This is a genomic window from Sphingomonas sp. J344 (assembly GCF_024700005.1).
GTDB lineage: Bacteria > Pseudomonadota > Alphaproteobacteria > Sphingomonadales > Sphingomonadaceae > Sphingomonas.
The window spans coordinates 1522125-1535412 of record NZ_JAJONB010000001.1 but is presented as its reverse complement, the minus strand read 5'-3'; the positions used below and the strand labels follow the sequence as shown (position 1 = coordinate 1535412).

The following is a 13288-nucleotide window of genomic DNA, read 5'->3' as shown; positions in this document are numbered from 1 at the left end:
CCTATGCCTCCCGACACTGCGCCGGCGACCGGCGGCGAGCGCCCGCTGTTCGCCACCCTCGCGCGCTTCCTTCCCTATCTGTGGCCCGCCGGACAGCCGGGGCTGAAGGCGCGCATCGTCGGCGCGCTCGCACTGGTGGTGCTGTCAAAGGTGGTTCAGGTCTATGGCGCGGCCTATGCGCTCAAGGCCGCAGTCGATGCGATGGCGATCGGTGAGCGCGGGGTCATCACGTTCGTGGTGCTGATGGTGGTCGGCTACGCCGCCGCGCGACTGTTCACCACCATATTCGACAATCTGCGCAACACCGTGTTCGAAAAGGTCGGGCAGGACGCGACCCGGCGGCTCGCCATCGTCACCTTCCGCCAACTTCACCAGCTGTCGCTGCGCTTCCACCTCGAACGCCGCACGGGTGCGGTGACCAAGGTGGTCGAGCGCGGGACCAAGAGCATCGATTCGATGCTCTATTTCCTGCTGTTCAACATCGCCCCGACGATCCTCGAACTGGCACTCGTGCTCCAGATCTTCGGGTCGAAATTCGGCATGTGGCTGGTCGCATCGACCATCGCGATGGTGGTGATCTACATCGCCTTCACCCGCTGGATCACCGACTGGCGCGCGAAGCTGCGCGAGCAGATGAACGACCTCGACACCGGCGCGGTGGCGCATGCGGTCGACTCGCTGCTGAATTTCGAGACGGTGAAGTATTTCGGCGCGGAGCAGCGCGAATCCGACCGCTACGAGCGCGCGGTCGAGGCTTATGCCAAGGCGGCGGTAAAGTCGGAAAATTCGCTCGCCTGGCTCAACATGGGCCAGTCGCTGATCACAAATGTGATGCTGGGTGCCGGAATGGCCGTAGTGGCGTGGGGCTGGTCCACCGGGGAATTTACCGCGGGCGACGTCGTGTTCGTCTCGACCTTGCTCAGCCAGTTGTTCCGCCCGCTTGACATGCTCGGCTGGGTCTATCGCACGATCCGCCAGGGCGTGATCGACATGGGCGCGATGTTCGACCTGATCGACACCGATGCCGAGGTGAAGGACGTGCCGGGCGCGGCGGCGCTGGCGGTCGAACGCGGCGAGGTGCGGTTCGAGGGCGTGCGCTTCGGCTACGACGCCGACCGCGACATATTGAAGGGCATCGACCTCGTCATCCGCCCGGGCCAGACCGTCGCGATCGTGGGCCCGTCGGGCGCGGGCAAGTCCACCCTCGCGCGCATCCTTTATCGCTTCTACGACCTGACCGGCGGGCGCGTCACGATCGACGGGCAGGATATTTCGCAGGTAACGCAGGCCAGCCTGCGTGCCGCGATCGGCATCGTGCCCCAGGACACGGTGCTGTTCAACGACACGATCAGCTACAACATCGCCTATGGCCGCGAAGGCGCGACGCAGGATCAGGTCGAGACCGCAGCGCGCGGCGCGGCAATCGCGGGCTTTATCGACGCAATGCCCGATGGCTATGCGACGCGGGTCGGCGAGCGCGGCCTCAAGCTGTCGGGCGGCGAGAAACAGCGCGTCGCCATTGCCCGCACCCTGCTCAAGAACCCACCGATCCTGATCCTCGACGAAGCGACCAGCGCACTCGATTCGCGCACCGAAGCCGAGATCCTCGACACGCTCGAAGCGATCGAGCGCGGCCGCACCACCATCGTCATCGCCCACCGCCTGTCGACCGTGGTCAACGCCGACCGCATCGTGGTGCTGGAGGATGGGCGCATCGCCGAACAGGGTACCCATGCCGAACTGCTCGAACGGCGCGGCACCTACGCCGAAATGTGGGCGCGGCAACAGGCGGAACGGGAGGCCGTGGCCGACGCGGCGGAGTAGGCGAATAGCCCCTCCCCTTCAGGGGAACGGCCTTGGAGTCACCCGAACTCCACCGCCTCGAACCGCACCGGCCGGCCATGCGCCGCGTTCGCCAGCTGCCCGTCCCACATCACCTTGCGCCCGCGAATGATCGTCCCGATCGGCTTTCCGGTAAGCGTGTCCCCGGTGAACGGCGACCAGCCGCAGCGCGACGCCAGCCAGCTTTCCTCGACCGTCCACTGCTTCTTCAGGTCGACCACGGTGAAATCCGCGTCATAGCCCGCCGCAATTCGCCCCTTGCCGACGAGACCAAACACCCGCTGCGGTCCCGCGCTGGTCAGGTCTATAAGTCGCTGGAGCGTAGTGCGGCCCTTTGCGACATGGTCGAGCAGCAGCGGCAACAGCGTCTGCACGCCCGGCATGCCGCTGGGCGATGACGGATAAGGCTTGGCCTTTTCCTCGATCGTATGCGGCGCATGGTCCGATCCCAGCACGTCCGGCACGCCCTGATTGAGCCAGTGCCACAACCCGTCGCGATGCGCGGCCGACCGGATCGGCGGGTTCATCTGGGCATAGGTGCCGAGCCGCGGATAGGCATCCTCTCCGGCAAGCGTCAGATGCTGCGGAGTCACCTCGCACGTCGCGATGTCCTTATGCTGCGCCAGCAACTCCAGCTCCGCCGGCGTCGTCACATGCAGCACATGGATGCGCCGCCGCGCCTCCCGCGCCAGCTTCAGGATGCGCCGCGTCGCCAGGATTGCGCTCTCGTCATCGCGCCACACCGGGTGCGACGACGGATCACCCGCGACCCGCTCGCCCTCGCGGTCGTTCATGCGAAACTCGTCCTCGGCATGGATCGCGACGCGGCGATGGCCGCTCGCCAGCACCCGCGCCAGATTGGCGTCGTCCGACACCAGCAGGTCGCCGGTCGACGCGCCCATGAAGATCTTAACCCCCGCCGTCCCGGGCATTCGTTCCAGGTCGGCCAGATCGGCGGCATTGTTGTTGGTCGCCCCGACATAGAAAGCGTGGTCGCACCACATCCGGTCCTTCGCGCGCGCGAGCTTGTCGTTCACCGCGTCGGCGCTGTCGGTATTGGGCTTGGTGTTCGGCATCTCGAACACCGCGGTGACCCCGCCGAGCACCGCCGCGCGGCTGCCGGATTCAAGGTCTTCCTTCGCCTCCAGCCCCGGTTCGCGGAAATGCACCTGGCTGTCGATTACGCCGGGCAGCACGTCCAGGCCGGTGCAGTCGATCGTCTCGCCCGCATCGCCCTGCGCGCCAATCGCGACGATCTTGCCGTCGCGCACGCCGACATCGAGCCTCGCCGGGCCGGAGGGCAGGTGGACGGTGCCACCAACGAGCTTCAGATCGAACGTCGCCATCTCAGCCTCTTTCGCTTGCCTGCCCCGCCTCCTACCTGTTCGACATGACCGATGCCACCCTGCTCCCCGACCGCGCCCTGATCCGCATTTCGGGGGAGGATGTCCGCGGCTTCCTGCAGGGTCTGGTGACGCAGGATATGAACGCGGTGCAGCCCGACGCGCCGCTCTGGGCCGGGCTGCTCTCGCCTCAGGGCAAGGCGCTGTTCGACTTCATCCTCTGGGCGGATGGCGCGGACGTGCTGATCGATTGCGAGGCGGCCCAGTGCGACGCGCTGATTCGCCGCCTGTCGATCTACCGCCTGCGCCGACCGATCACGATCACCGCAGCGGAGGGCGGGGTCCACTGGTCGCGCGCGCAAGGCCATGGCGTGCCCGATCCGCGACTCGCCGCGCTCGGCTGGCGCTGGCTGGGCGAAGCGGGCGGGGATGCGGCCAGCGGCTGGCGCGAACACCGGCTGCGCCTCGGCGTCACCGAGGGTGCGGACGAACTCGGCCAGGACAAGACCCTCTGGCTCGAATGCAATGCCGCCGAACTGAACGGCGTCAGCTTCGCCAAGGGCTGCTATGTCGGCCAGGAAAATACCGCCCGGATGAACTGGCGCGCCAGGGTCAACCGTCGCCTGATCGTCGCGCCGCTCGGCGAACCGGGTGACCGCACCCGCGCCACCTATCCCTATCTCGGCCTGATGGTCGAACACCGCCGGGTCGAAGCGCTCGGCGACGCGATCATTCCGGATTGGCTGGCAGGGGCGCTCGCCTCAGATACCTGACCATTGGAGCCCCTCGGGCAAGTCGAACCCGGCATAATCCACCTGCAATACCCGTCGCCGGCGCGGCGTTGCGACCGCGTCCGACGCGTGCAGGATCGGGGTTGCATAGACCCAGATGTCGCCCGCCAGTGCGGTGCAGACCTGAACCCCGCACTCCGCGACCACCGCGTCGATCCGCTCCTCGCGCACCAGCCCAAAGCGATGCGATCCCGGTGCGATCAGCAACGGCGCGTTATCCGCCGGAACATCGTCGAGGTGGATGCGGACGGTGACCATCCGTTCGAGCAGGTCGAAGGGCGGCGCAACGTGCAGCAGCCCCGACTTGACGGTCCACGGGCCAAAACCGGCGACGTCGCGACGCCCGCGCACGCAGATCGTCCGGTCCTGATGCCAGGCGAGCGCCCAGTTGGTTGTCGCAGTTTTGTCGAACAGGATTGCGCGTACAGGGCAAAGCACGCGCCGGACAAATCGCGCGATCTGCGATCCGATCGAACCCTGTTCCCCGAGGATGTCGGCGAGCGCCGCGACGCCCCTGAGCCGCAATCCGGGGCGGTTGGGGGAAGCACCGCGATCGCCTGCTCGATTGCGCCAAGCATCGGGAGCGCCGCCCCATCGCGGCGCTCGGCACCATGTTCGGCGAACCGCATGGGGTCGCGCGCGTGATCAGGCAGCGGCGCAGGGACGCGATGGTGCATGCACCGATATGATCGCAGCGTCATGTGCCATGCAAGCGCGACGCCTGTCCAACGCACACAAAGAAAAGGGGAGGCCGGTTGCCCGACCTCCCCAAATCTTGTCGATCCACAGAGTGGACCGCGCGGCTTACATGCCCGAGCCCGGACCGTAAGTGATTTCCACGCGGCGGTTCTGCAGTTCGCGCACGCCGTCGGCGGTGTCGACACGCGGACGGCTTTCGCCGAACGCTTCCGAGCTGATCACGCCATCGGGGATGCCGCGGCCCGACAGATACGAACGGACCGAGTCCGCGCGACGCTGCGAGAGGCCAACGTTGTAGCTGGCTGCACCCGAACGGTCAGCGTGACCGGCGAGCATGACCTGCGCGTTGCCGCAGTTCTGATAGGCCGAGATGGCGTTATCGAGAATGCCCGACGCTTCCGGCGTGATGTCCGACTTGTCCCACTCAAAGAAGACAATGTACGGCCCGGGGGGTGCACACCACTTCCGGCGGCGGAGGCGGCGGAGGCGGGGGCGGCGGGGGAGGCGGCGGCGGAGGCGGAGGAGGAGGAGGAGGCGGCGGTGCAGCCGGCTCACCGAAGTTGAACGTCACGCCACCGAGCAGGCTGTGCGAACGGAAGCGACCGTCGAACTGACGACCGGTCACGTCGACCAGCTTGACGTTGTCGGCGTTGAAGAAGCGATACTTCAGCGTGACGTCGATGTTGTCGCTCACTGCCTGACGCAGACCCGCAATCGCCTGCCAGGCGAACACGGTGTCGGAATCGTCGAGGAAGGCACCGCGGGTGTTGAGCGCATAGTCCGCCTTGACGCGCGCCACGCCGGCACCGCCGCCGACGAAGCCCTGCAGGCCATCATCGTCGCCGAAGTCCAGCATGCCGTTGATCATGAAGCTGAGCGCGGTCGAGCTACCGCCCGCATAGCCATAGTTCCCGGGAACCATATTGGTCAGAGCGCCGGTGCTGCCATAGGCAGGCGTCGTCGTCGACGAACGATAGCCATCAACCGTCGCACGCTTGTAGCTGACTTCCGCTTCTGCGCGGAAACCACCAAAGTCGTAGCCGATCGTGCCACCGACATCCCAGCCGGCTTCATGGTCCACGGTTCCAGCCGCAGTCAGAGCGCCAATGTCGTAATCGATGTCTTCGACGATCATCGCACCGCCTTCGACGCCCACGTACCACGCATCGTCACGTGCGAGGGCGGGCGTGGTGAGCGCGGTCGAAGCAAGTGCCAGAGTTACGGCAAGCTTCCGCATCTTAATCCCCTTTCTTAGTTGCCACTTCGGACAGCGCTAACTTCCTAACCTCTGGAAAGTTTCCGCGCAAGCGAACAAAATCCGGGGACTGTTGCCGGAACGTCACAGTTCGTCGCTAGCGATCAGGCCGTGTTCCCTCAGCGCGTCGAGGATCGCCGCGATCGCAGCGCGTGCCGCGTCGTCGATGGTCGCACCGCCCGTCGGGGCGGCGATCGCGTCGCATTGGCCACCGACAATCTGGGTTCCGCCAATCTCGATCCGGCTGGCGGCGATCACGCCGATCTGCCACCCCGCTCCAGCGTCATAGCGCACCGGCTTCCCATGGGTTTCGGACCATAGCGCAACGCCCGGCCGCGGCGTTGTGAACCACCAACCGCCATCGGTCCAGACGGCGATGGCTCGGGCATGGTCGCTCCAGGCACCGGTCGGTTCCTCGCCGACTATCCATGCATCGCCCGGCTCCGGCGTCGCTGGCGGGCTGTCGAGCCCGACATCCTTCACCGCCGGGTGCAGCAGCAGGTCGACCTGGACGAGTGCCTCATTGTGGAACATTTCCTTTTGCGCCTGTCCGGCGTGCAGGAGCGGAAGGGCGAATCGCGCGGTCGCTGTCATTCTGGTCACTCCATCGCTTCAAGAACAAGAATGGCGGACGTCGACAGGCCATGGTCTCCAGCCTGCTGCACCTCCACCGTCGCACCGTCGCTGCTGTCCAGCAGCCACTCGGGCGTGTCGCTCATCACGATCTGGTCAGGCTGCCCGGAAACACGAATTTGCAGCTGATAGCGTTCGGCGCCCTCGCCGATCGGGGCGTCGGTGCCATCGCCCCATCGCCATCCGCGCAACTGCGACGTGTCCACCGGATCATGCGTCCCCCGGGCGCGGGCACCGCGTGCAATGCCACGGGCGACGGCGGCGTCACCGACCGCCCGGTGACCGCGATCGTCGTTGCTACCGGCTCCGCGTCCCCCACGCCGGTCGCCATCAGGTTCAGCGTCATGCCCGCAGCGCCAAGATCGTCGTGGATCGCGAGCGTCGCGCGATCCAGCAACACGAAGCGGTCGCCCGCCACGCTTGCCCCGATCGCCCCTTCCGTACCCCTCCGCCCGCCACGCCCTCGGCGACGATCTTCACCGCCCGCTGCGCCACCGGATTGGCCGCATAGCCCGCGCACCTGCGCCTCGTAACTCTGCGGCCACTCGCCCAGCACCGCGCCCGCGCCCTGCCCACGCGCCAACACCGGACGCGACCCCTCGCGCCCGGACTTCCGCCCGAACCATTTCATGCGTTTCCTCTTTGATCGCCTCACGGCGATGGGGCGGCACCGGCCCGTTCCCCCCACCCGGCCACCCACACGGTAATTTCGATGGGTGGCCGGGTGGGGGAGCGGGCCGGTGCCGCATGCGCGTCAGCGCATCAACAAACTCAGCGTTTCGTGCCGAACCAGATCACGTGGCGCGGCCCCTTGCCGTTCTGTCGCGCCCGCACCTGCACCTCTTCCACCGCAAACCCGGCATCGCGCATCCGCCGCGTAAAGGCCGGGTCCGGCCCCGCCGACCACACCGCCAGCACCCCACCTGGCGCCAGCGCCGTCCGCGCCCGCTCCAGCCCGCGCATCGTGTACAGCCCGTTATTGGCGTCGCGCGTCAGCCCGTCCGGGCCATTGTCGACATCCAGCAGGATCGCCTCCCAGCTGCCCCGACTGCGCGCGATCTCCGCGCCGACATCGCCCATCACCAGCTGCGTGCGCGGATCATCCAGACAGCCGTCGGCCAGCTCCGCCATCGGCCCGCGCGCCCACTCGATGATGCCCGGCACCAGCTCGACCACGCACGCCCACCCCTTCGGCCCCAGCCGCTTGAGCGCCGCACGCAACGTAAACCCCATGCCATAGCCGCCAATCAGCAGCCGCGCCGACGCCGGATCGCTCAACCGGTCCAGCGTCATCTCCGCCAACGCCTCTTCCGATCCGCTCATCCGGCTCGACATCAGCTCGTTGCGCTCGAGCATGATGATGAAGTCACGGCCATGCCGCACCAGCCGCAACGGTTCCCCGCCCGGCACCTCGGCCACACCGATCACTTCGCGAGGCGTCATTTCAACTCCACGTAAAACTCAACACGCTCTCGCCCTCGAGCAGCCCGCTCGAATTGAACCGCCGCTCCGCAATCCGACCGCGCCCCAGATGGTCCACCGTCACCACCGTACTGCACCGCGTCCCATAGACCGGGTTGCGGATGAACACCGGCGAATCCACCGGCTCGAACGGATCGGGCTCATACCGCTCCGCCGCCCCCGCCGGTCGCTCGTCGGCCAGTACCGCGAACAGCGGCTCCAGCGCCGAACTCCCCGCCTCCAGCCAGGCGCGCAACCCCATCTGCACCCGGATCGTCTTGGGCCACAACGTATCGAACAACCCGTTCGACAGTCCGTGCATCCCCGGGCTCAACGGCCGCCGCACCGGATCGGGCCGGTTCGAAAGATAGAGCGGCCCGTCGCGATCCACCGCGATCAGGTTGAACGGATTATAGGCGTCCAGGTCCTCCGGCTCATGCCCGGCCAGCATATCGGTCACCAGCGCCCCGCGCGACAGCTTGCCCGGATAGGCCGCCTCCCCGCGCACATTGGTCACCGCCGCCAGCCGCCCGGCCTCGTTCACCGCCAGCCAGGTCCCCCCGGCCTCCAGATCGCGCCCCCCGATGACAGGCCCGCGCGCCATCCAGCGCGACAGTGGCGCCGTCGCCCGCGCATGCCGCTCGTCACGGTTCCCCGCAGCGACCAACACCCAATTGGGATGCATCCCCCACGCCAACGCCAGCACGCACATGGCCGGAGGCTTAGCGGGGGTGACGGGCGACAGCTAGGGCGTATCGACATCCAAAAATCCTCCCCCGCCAGGGGGAGGTGGCGCCGCAGGTGACGGAGGGGAAGGAGGCTTCGTCGTCAAACCTCTTGCATCAGTGGATCCGCCCCCTCCGTCAGCTACACTGCCATCCCCCTGGCCGGGGAGGATTAACGCGCAAGGCTTCCGAACCTCTATAGGGGCTGTAAGCGGTCGGTCGGCAAACGACCCCGTTGCGGTCGTTTGCGTCTACACGAACAACAGTAGGGAGGCCGCCCCGAGTGCTGCAAAGGCCGCAATTCGCGGCGCACGTTGAAGGGGTTCGTCCCGCACAGCTTTCCAAGTTAGGAATGTCCCGGCACAGACGATCAGGCCGAGCTGGGCAAAGCCCCTCATGAGGTAGTTGGACTTAGTTGCGTAGCTCCATATCCCGGCCGCTGGTCCTTCTGCACCCCATGGGTAGCAATTAGGTCCCGCAGGGCACGGTTGCGCAGCCAATGCGTTCAGTAGGTCTGCCGAAAGAACGACAAGCACCGCAGACAATAGCAACCCGCTGACAATCTGAGCGGGATTGGGCTTCGTCATTTTGAAAATCTGCCATGCGAGTTTCAGTGCGTCAATGACCGCTTCCCACCCAATAGCTGACGGTTTAACCGTGATTACGGCATGGCCCTGCATCGCCTCAATCCCCTAAGTCCCCCGCACGCCCACCTCCCCCTTCCACCCAAACACCAGCTCCCACGCCGCCCATACCAGCGCATCCGCCCGATCCGGCGACCGCCCCGGCCCGGCATAATCGCCCCCGCGCCAGCCCGCACAGCTCATCCTCCAGCGCCGCGAACGCCGCCGCGTGCCGCACCTGTCTCCGTTCGTACAGCGCCGCCACCGGCTCGGCCCGCGCCGCCTTGCCCCGGCTGGCATGGACCAGCCGCACCGGCATCGCCACCACCGCCGCGCGCAGCACGCTTTCGACCATGTCGCCGCCCTGGTTCTTCTCCGCCACCACGCGATCCGCGCCATGCCGGTCGGCACACGCCGCCACCGCCTGCGCCCAGCCCTCGGGCGAAAGGTCCGAAACGCTCGCATCCTCCAGCACGCACAGCCTCCCCGCGCTATCGACCGCCACCGCGACGATCCCGCACGCATCACCCTCCGCACTCGCCGGCGGATCGACGCCGACCGCCACCCGCACCGGCGCGTCCACCTTCACCGCGCGCGCCGTCTCGATCATCGCCCGCGTCCACAGCGCCCCCGGCACATCGCTCAGCAGCTCGCCCTCCAGCTCCTGCCGCCCCAGCCGCGTCCCGCCATATTCCGCCTCCATCGCCTCAACGAAGCTCGCCGGCAGATGTGGATTGTCCCGCGTCCGCCCGCGCGTTTCGACACAGCTCGGCAGCGCCATCACCCGCCGCATCAATCGCGTCGGGCGCGGTGTCGTCGTCACCAGCACGCGCGGCCGATCCCCCAGCCGCAATCCCATCGTCAGATTGTCCCACGCCGCATCGCCGCGCCGCCCCCATTTGCCCAGTTCGTCGGCCCAGGCGGCATGATGCTCGGGCCCGCGCAGCCCATCGGGCGACTCCGCCGAATAGACAAAGCCGACCGCGCCCGACGGCCAGTGCAGCTCGCGCGCGCTCGCCTTCCACACCGGTTGCCGATCGATGCGCGCCGTGGCGATCAGCCCCGACTGCCCCTCGATCATCACCCGCCGCACCTCGTCCAGGCTCGCCCCGACCAGCGCAAAGCGCCCATCGGGCACATCCAGCGCCAGCTGGTTGACCCACTCGCTCCCCCGCCCGCGTCTTGCCGAACCCGCGCCCGGCACGGATCAGCCACACCCGCCAGTCGCCCGGCGGCATCGTCTGCCCGCCATGCGCCCACAGCTTCCAGCGTGCCAGAAACTCGCGCCGCATCGGCACCGTCATTCAGCGCACCGCGTGACCGCGTTCTTCATCGGGCAGCGCGATCAGCCGGTCGATGAACGCGCCGATCTCCGCATCACTCGCCATCGCGCGCGCCCTCCGCCTGCGGGGCATGTTCGATCACCGCATCGCGCGCCGGAACCGGATCGCTCGCCCCCCGCATCGTGCGGCAGCAACCCGGCCTTCCCCGCTTCCGTCTGGGCCGCCCACTCGGCCTCACGCGCGCGCCGCATCTCGATCGCCTTCAATCGCTTGAGCAGCACCGCGTCGGTCTCGTCGGGTGCCGCGAATTGCAGCGTGCCGCCGCCTTTTCGCGGCTTTCCAACCGGGTTGCGATGCGCAGCGAGCAGTCGCATCGCCGCTTCGAAATCAACCGCCGGCAGACCGTCCTGATGGGTATGGACTGGATCGCCGGCGCGATGACCCGCCAGCACATGGCCCACCAATAGCGTCTCGACCATCTGATAGCCGAGCGCCAATGCCGCTTCCCACCGTTCGGCAAACCGCGCGTTCCGGCGACGAAGCTCATAGACAGTTCGCACATCGACGTTCGCCACGGCAGCCGACTGGGTGACATTGCATGTTGCAGCAAGGTGATCGAGGAACGCGGCGCGCATCGCCTTGCTCCATCTTGCACGCGTGCTCTTGCCGTTGGCCGCCCGCTGTCCATCAAGATCGGTGCGGTATCCACTCGGCATTTCATCCCTCCCCAAACGCAGATCGGGCCGACAGGCGTTGCCGCCCCGGCCCGATTCCCCTCGATTTTCAAACTCCGAAGTCCGCGCTCAGCGACCCGATCGCCGCGACTCGCAATTCTTCAGCGCTACTGTTATGTACCGAATGAGCGTGACGATGTCAAGCACTTTGTTCCCATTTGGTTCGTCATATCATCCATCGCCGGTTCATCGCACCTGTGCCATTCTGCACCGATGCTCCACCGACTCGCCCCGATGCCGCTCGCCCTGCTGGCCGCCCTCCCCGCCACGGCACAGGAAGCCACGCCCGCAGCGCCAGCCGCGAAAGAAGCGCGCATCCCCTTCCCCTCGATGATCCGCGACTTCCGCGCCGATGGCCGCGACGCGATCTACCTGCGCGCCGGGCGGCAATGGTATCGCGGCACCTTCTTCGCCCCGTGCATCGAACTCCCCTGGGCGTGGCGCATCGCCTTCAAGCCCTCCGGCGGCGTCGGCGGCATCGACCGCTTCGCCAGCATCATCGTCCCCCGCGAAGGCGAATGCCGCCTCGCCTCACTGGTCAAGATCGACGGCAAACCGCCGGAAAGCGCGAAGAAACCGGCCAAGCCGAAGGGCTAAAACCCCTCTTCCCTTGGGAGAGGGAAGGAGGCCCCCGGACTTGATCCGGGGGCCGGAAGGGTGAGGGTGAGCGCCGCCCCCATCCGTCGTCCCGGGCTTGACCCGGGACCGGGCTGCCTTGAGCGCCAAGAAGCCCTGCCCCGGCTCAAGACCGGGGCGACGAAGAGGCCGTGGGGCAGATAGCGCGACCCTTCTTCCGTCATGCTGAACTTGGTTCAGCATCTGCCGATGCGAAGATTCAGCGTGCCGCCATAATCGGCACCGCGCCACTTAACGATCGACGCTGGTTCACATCGGTCATCAGCAGAACAAGGCCGGGGACGTCAAAGCTGACCTGATAACCACCTCTATTTTCAAACGTTGGGAGTGGACGAAACTGGGGTGATGACGCCCCGTCAAACCGATAGAGTCCGTCTGTGCCAAGTGCCCAAACCGTATTGCCAACGCGAGTCAGGCCAAAAAACGCAATTGTGCTCGCGGGTTCGCCCTCATCGGGCTTTCCGTAAGGGGGCTGATGGTCAGTCGGTTTGAAATACACGCGTCGTACCGTTGTGTCGCACACCTCGACGATACGACCGTGGGACATCATGTGCACGAGGCCGATTGCTGCGACCACGCAGGAAGGTTTCGACGGGGAGGCGACGATCCCGTTTACCGGGTCACACCCCGTATTGAGCGGGCCGCCACACAGCTCGCCCGATCGGTTCTTCTCAACGATTTCCATCTTTCCATCGCTGCGCTCTATCCGCCGAAGCCCACCACCCCATTCGCCAAGGTTGAAGCCAACCCAAATCGCATTGCCGTCAATCAACGCCGTTCCAACGCCAAAAGTCGACTCCAATTTCTGGGAGAGTTTCACCGCACGCACCCTCGCGCCCTCGACTTCCACCAAGCGATGATCAGTAACAATGGCGATGGCAGAGCCTTCCTCCGCGCAGCCAAATGCTGCCAGACTTTCGTTGTCGATGGCGATTGTAGGCCCAACATCCCATCCGGTAGAAGAGCGCCAATTTATCGACCATTTGCCCTTTTCAGCCTGAATTATAGCAACAAGGCGGCCCGCGGATTTACAGATTGCGACAGCCTTACCGTCAATTTTCAAGCGTTCGGGCTTCAGGTCGGCGGGCGAAAGGGACAGGAGCGAACCGTCATCGCCCATCATCCAGAGTCGGCCCCCGCGAACACTGCGTGGCTTATAGCCCGCATTTGGTACTGGTCGGTCTCGGCAGACGCGTCCCTACCGTTCACCGACCACAGCGCGGCGATGCCGAATAGGGTGGCCGCAAAAGGCATCCCGAATAG

Annotated in this window: 11 protein-coding genes and 2 pseudogenes; 3 read left to right on the top strand and 10 right to left on the bottom strand. The window is 66.5% G+C overall.

The genetic code is table 11. From position 1 onward, the window contains the following. Positions 1-3: 3 nt before the first annotated feature. Complete coding sequence (locus tag LRS12_RS07840) at positions 4-1824, top strand: ABC transporter ATP-binding protein/permease (RefSeq protein WP_257844071.1); 1821 nt, start codon at positions 4-6, stop codon at positions 1822-1824. Positions 1825-1862: 38 nt separating this feature from the next. On the opposite strand, the gene LRS12_RS07835 is transcribed toward LRS12_RS07840, so the two are convergent. Next, a complete protein-coding gene (locus LRS12_RS07835) occupies positions 1863-3188 on the bottom strand; it encodes a dihydroorotase (protein ID WP_257844070.1) in 1326 nt (441 codons plus the stop codon). 44 nt (positions 3189-3232) lie between these two features. On the opposite strand from LRS12_RS07835, the gene LRS12_RS07830 reads away from it, so the two are divergent. Further along, complete coding sequence (locus tag LRS12_RS07830) at positions 3233-3958, top strand: folate-binding protein YgfZ (RefSeq protein ID WP_257844069.1); 726 nt, start codon at positions 3233-3235, stop codon at positions 3956-3958. Here the strand turns inward: LRS12_RS07830 and LRS12_RS07825 are convergent. The 8 genes and pseudogenes from LRS12_RS07825 to LRS12_RS07785 all read right to left on the bottom strand — a co-directional run bounded on the left by LRS12_RS07825 (position 3947) and on the right by LRS12_RS07785 (position 11290). Next, positions 3947-4501 (bottom strand): phytanoyl-CoA dioxygenase family protein, encoded by a 555-nt coding sequence (locus tag LRS12_RS07825; protein ID WP_257844068.1) that lies wholly within the window; start codon positions 4499-4501, stop codon positions 3947-3949. The genes LRS12_RS07830 and LRS12_RS07825 overlap by 12 nt on opposite strands. A 279-nt stretch (positions 4502-4780) precedes the next feature. Continuing rightward, positions 4781-5912, bottom strand: a pseudogene (locus LRS12_RS07820) (OmpA family protein). A 102-nt stretch (positions 5913-6014) separates the two neighbouring features. Then, positions 6015-6524: a DUF2793 domain-containing protein gene (locus LRS12_RS07815; protein ID WP_257844067.1), complete on the bottom strand. Its 510-nt coding sequence runs from the start codon at positions 6522-6524 to the stop codon at positions 6015-6017. 124 nt (positions 6525-6648) lie between these two features. Next, entirely contained in the window at positions 6649-7194 is a 546-nt protein-coding gene (locus LRS12_RS20300) for a hypothetical protein (RefSeq protein ID WP_374580555.1), read from the bottom strand. A gap of 140 nt (positions 7195-7334) precedes the next feature. Beyond that, positions 7335-8006 carry a spermidine synthase gene (locus LRS12_RS07800; protein WP_257844065.1) on the bottom strand — a complete coding sequence of 224 codons (672 nt, stop codon included), beginning with the start codon at positions 8004-8006 and terminating at the stop codon, positions 7335-7337. A 1-nt stretch (position 8007) separates the two neighbouring features. After that, a complete protein-coding gene (locus LRS12_RS07795) occupies positions 8008-8736 on the bottom strand; it encodes an NRDE family protein (protein WP_257844063.1) in 729 nt (242 codons plus the stop codon). A 705-nt stretch (positions 8737-9441) separates the two neighbouring features. Further along, positions 9442-10676 (bottom strand): annotated as a pseudogene (locus tag LRS12_RS07790) (DNA-packaging protein). Positions 10677-10717: 41 nt separating this feature from the next. Further along, on the bottom strand, positions 10718-11290 hold the full coding sequence (locus tag LRS12_RS07785) for a hypothetical protein (RefSeq protein ID WP_257844062.1): 573 nt from the start codon (positions 11288-11290) through the stop codon (positions 10718-10720). 312 nt (positions 11291-11602) lie between these two features. Here LRS12_RS07785 and LRS12_RS07780 point away from each other — a divergent pair, with 312 nt between their 5' ends. Continuing rightward, the gene (locus LRS12_RS07780; RefSeq protein WP_257844061.1) at positions 11603-11986 is read left to right on the top strand and encodes a hypothetical protein; all 384 of its coding nucleotides are present in this window, start codon (positions 11603-11605) and stop codon (positions 11984-11986) included. A 238-nt stretch (positions 11987-12224) separates the two neighbouring features. Here LRS12_RS07780 and LRS12_RS07775 read toward each other — a convergent pair whose 3' ends face one another. Further along, entirely contained in the window at positions 12225-13148 is a 924-nt protein-coding gene (locus LRS12_RS07775) for a hypothetical protein (protein WP_257844060.1), read from the bottom strand. Positions 13149-13288 lie beyond the last annotated feature (140 nt).

Excerpts from the sequence above, each read along its gene's own strand:
- LRS12_RS07840 (WP_257844071.1), top strand. The coding sequence starts at position 4 with ATGCCTCCCGACACTGCGCCGGCGACCGGCGGCGAGCGCCCGCTGTTC.
- LRS12_RS07835 (WP_257844070.1), bottom strand. The coding sequence starts at position 3,188 with ATGGCGACGTTCGATCTGAAGCTCGTTGGTGGCACCGTCCACCTGCCC.
- LRS12_RS07830 (WP_257844069.1), top strand. The coding sequence starts at position 3,233 with ATGACCGATGCCACCCTGCTCCCCGACCGCGCCCTGATCCGCATTTCG.
- LRS12_RS07815 (WP_257844067.1), bottom strand. The coding sequence starts at position 6,524 with ATGACAGCGACCGCGCGATTCGCCCTTCCGCTCCTGCACGCCGGACAG.
- LRS12_RS20300 (WP_374580555.1), bottom strand. The coding sequence starts at position 7,194 with ATGAAATGGTTCGGGCGGAAGTCCGGGCGCGAGGGGTCGCGTCCGGTG.
- LRS12_RS07800 (WP_257844065.1), bottom strand. The coding sequence starts at position 8,006 with ATGACGCCTCGCGAAGTGATCGGTGTGGCCGAGGTGCCGGGCGGGGAA.
- LRS12_RS07795 (WP_257844063.1), bottom strand. The coding sequence starts at position 8,736 with ATGTGCGTGCTGGCGTTGGCGTGGGGGATGCATCCCAATTGGGTGTTG.
- LRS12_RS07785 (WP_257844062.1), bottom strand. The coding sequence starts at position 11,290 with ATGCGCGCCGCGTTCCTCGATCACCTTGCTGCAACATGCAATGTCACC.
- LRS12_RS07780 (WP_257844061.1), top strand. The coding sequence starts at position 11,603 with ATGCTCCACCGACTCGCCCCGATGCCGCTCGCCCTGCTGGCCGCCCTC.
- LRS12_RS07775 (WP_257844060.1), bottom strand. The coding sequence starts at position 13,148 with ATGATGGGCGATGACGGTTCGCTCCTGTCCCTTTCGCCCGCCGACCTG.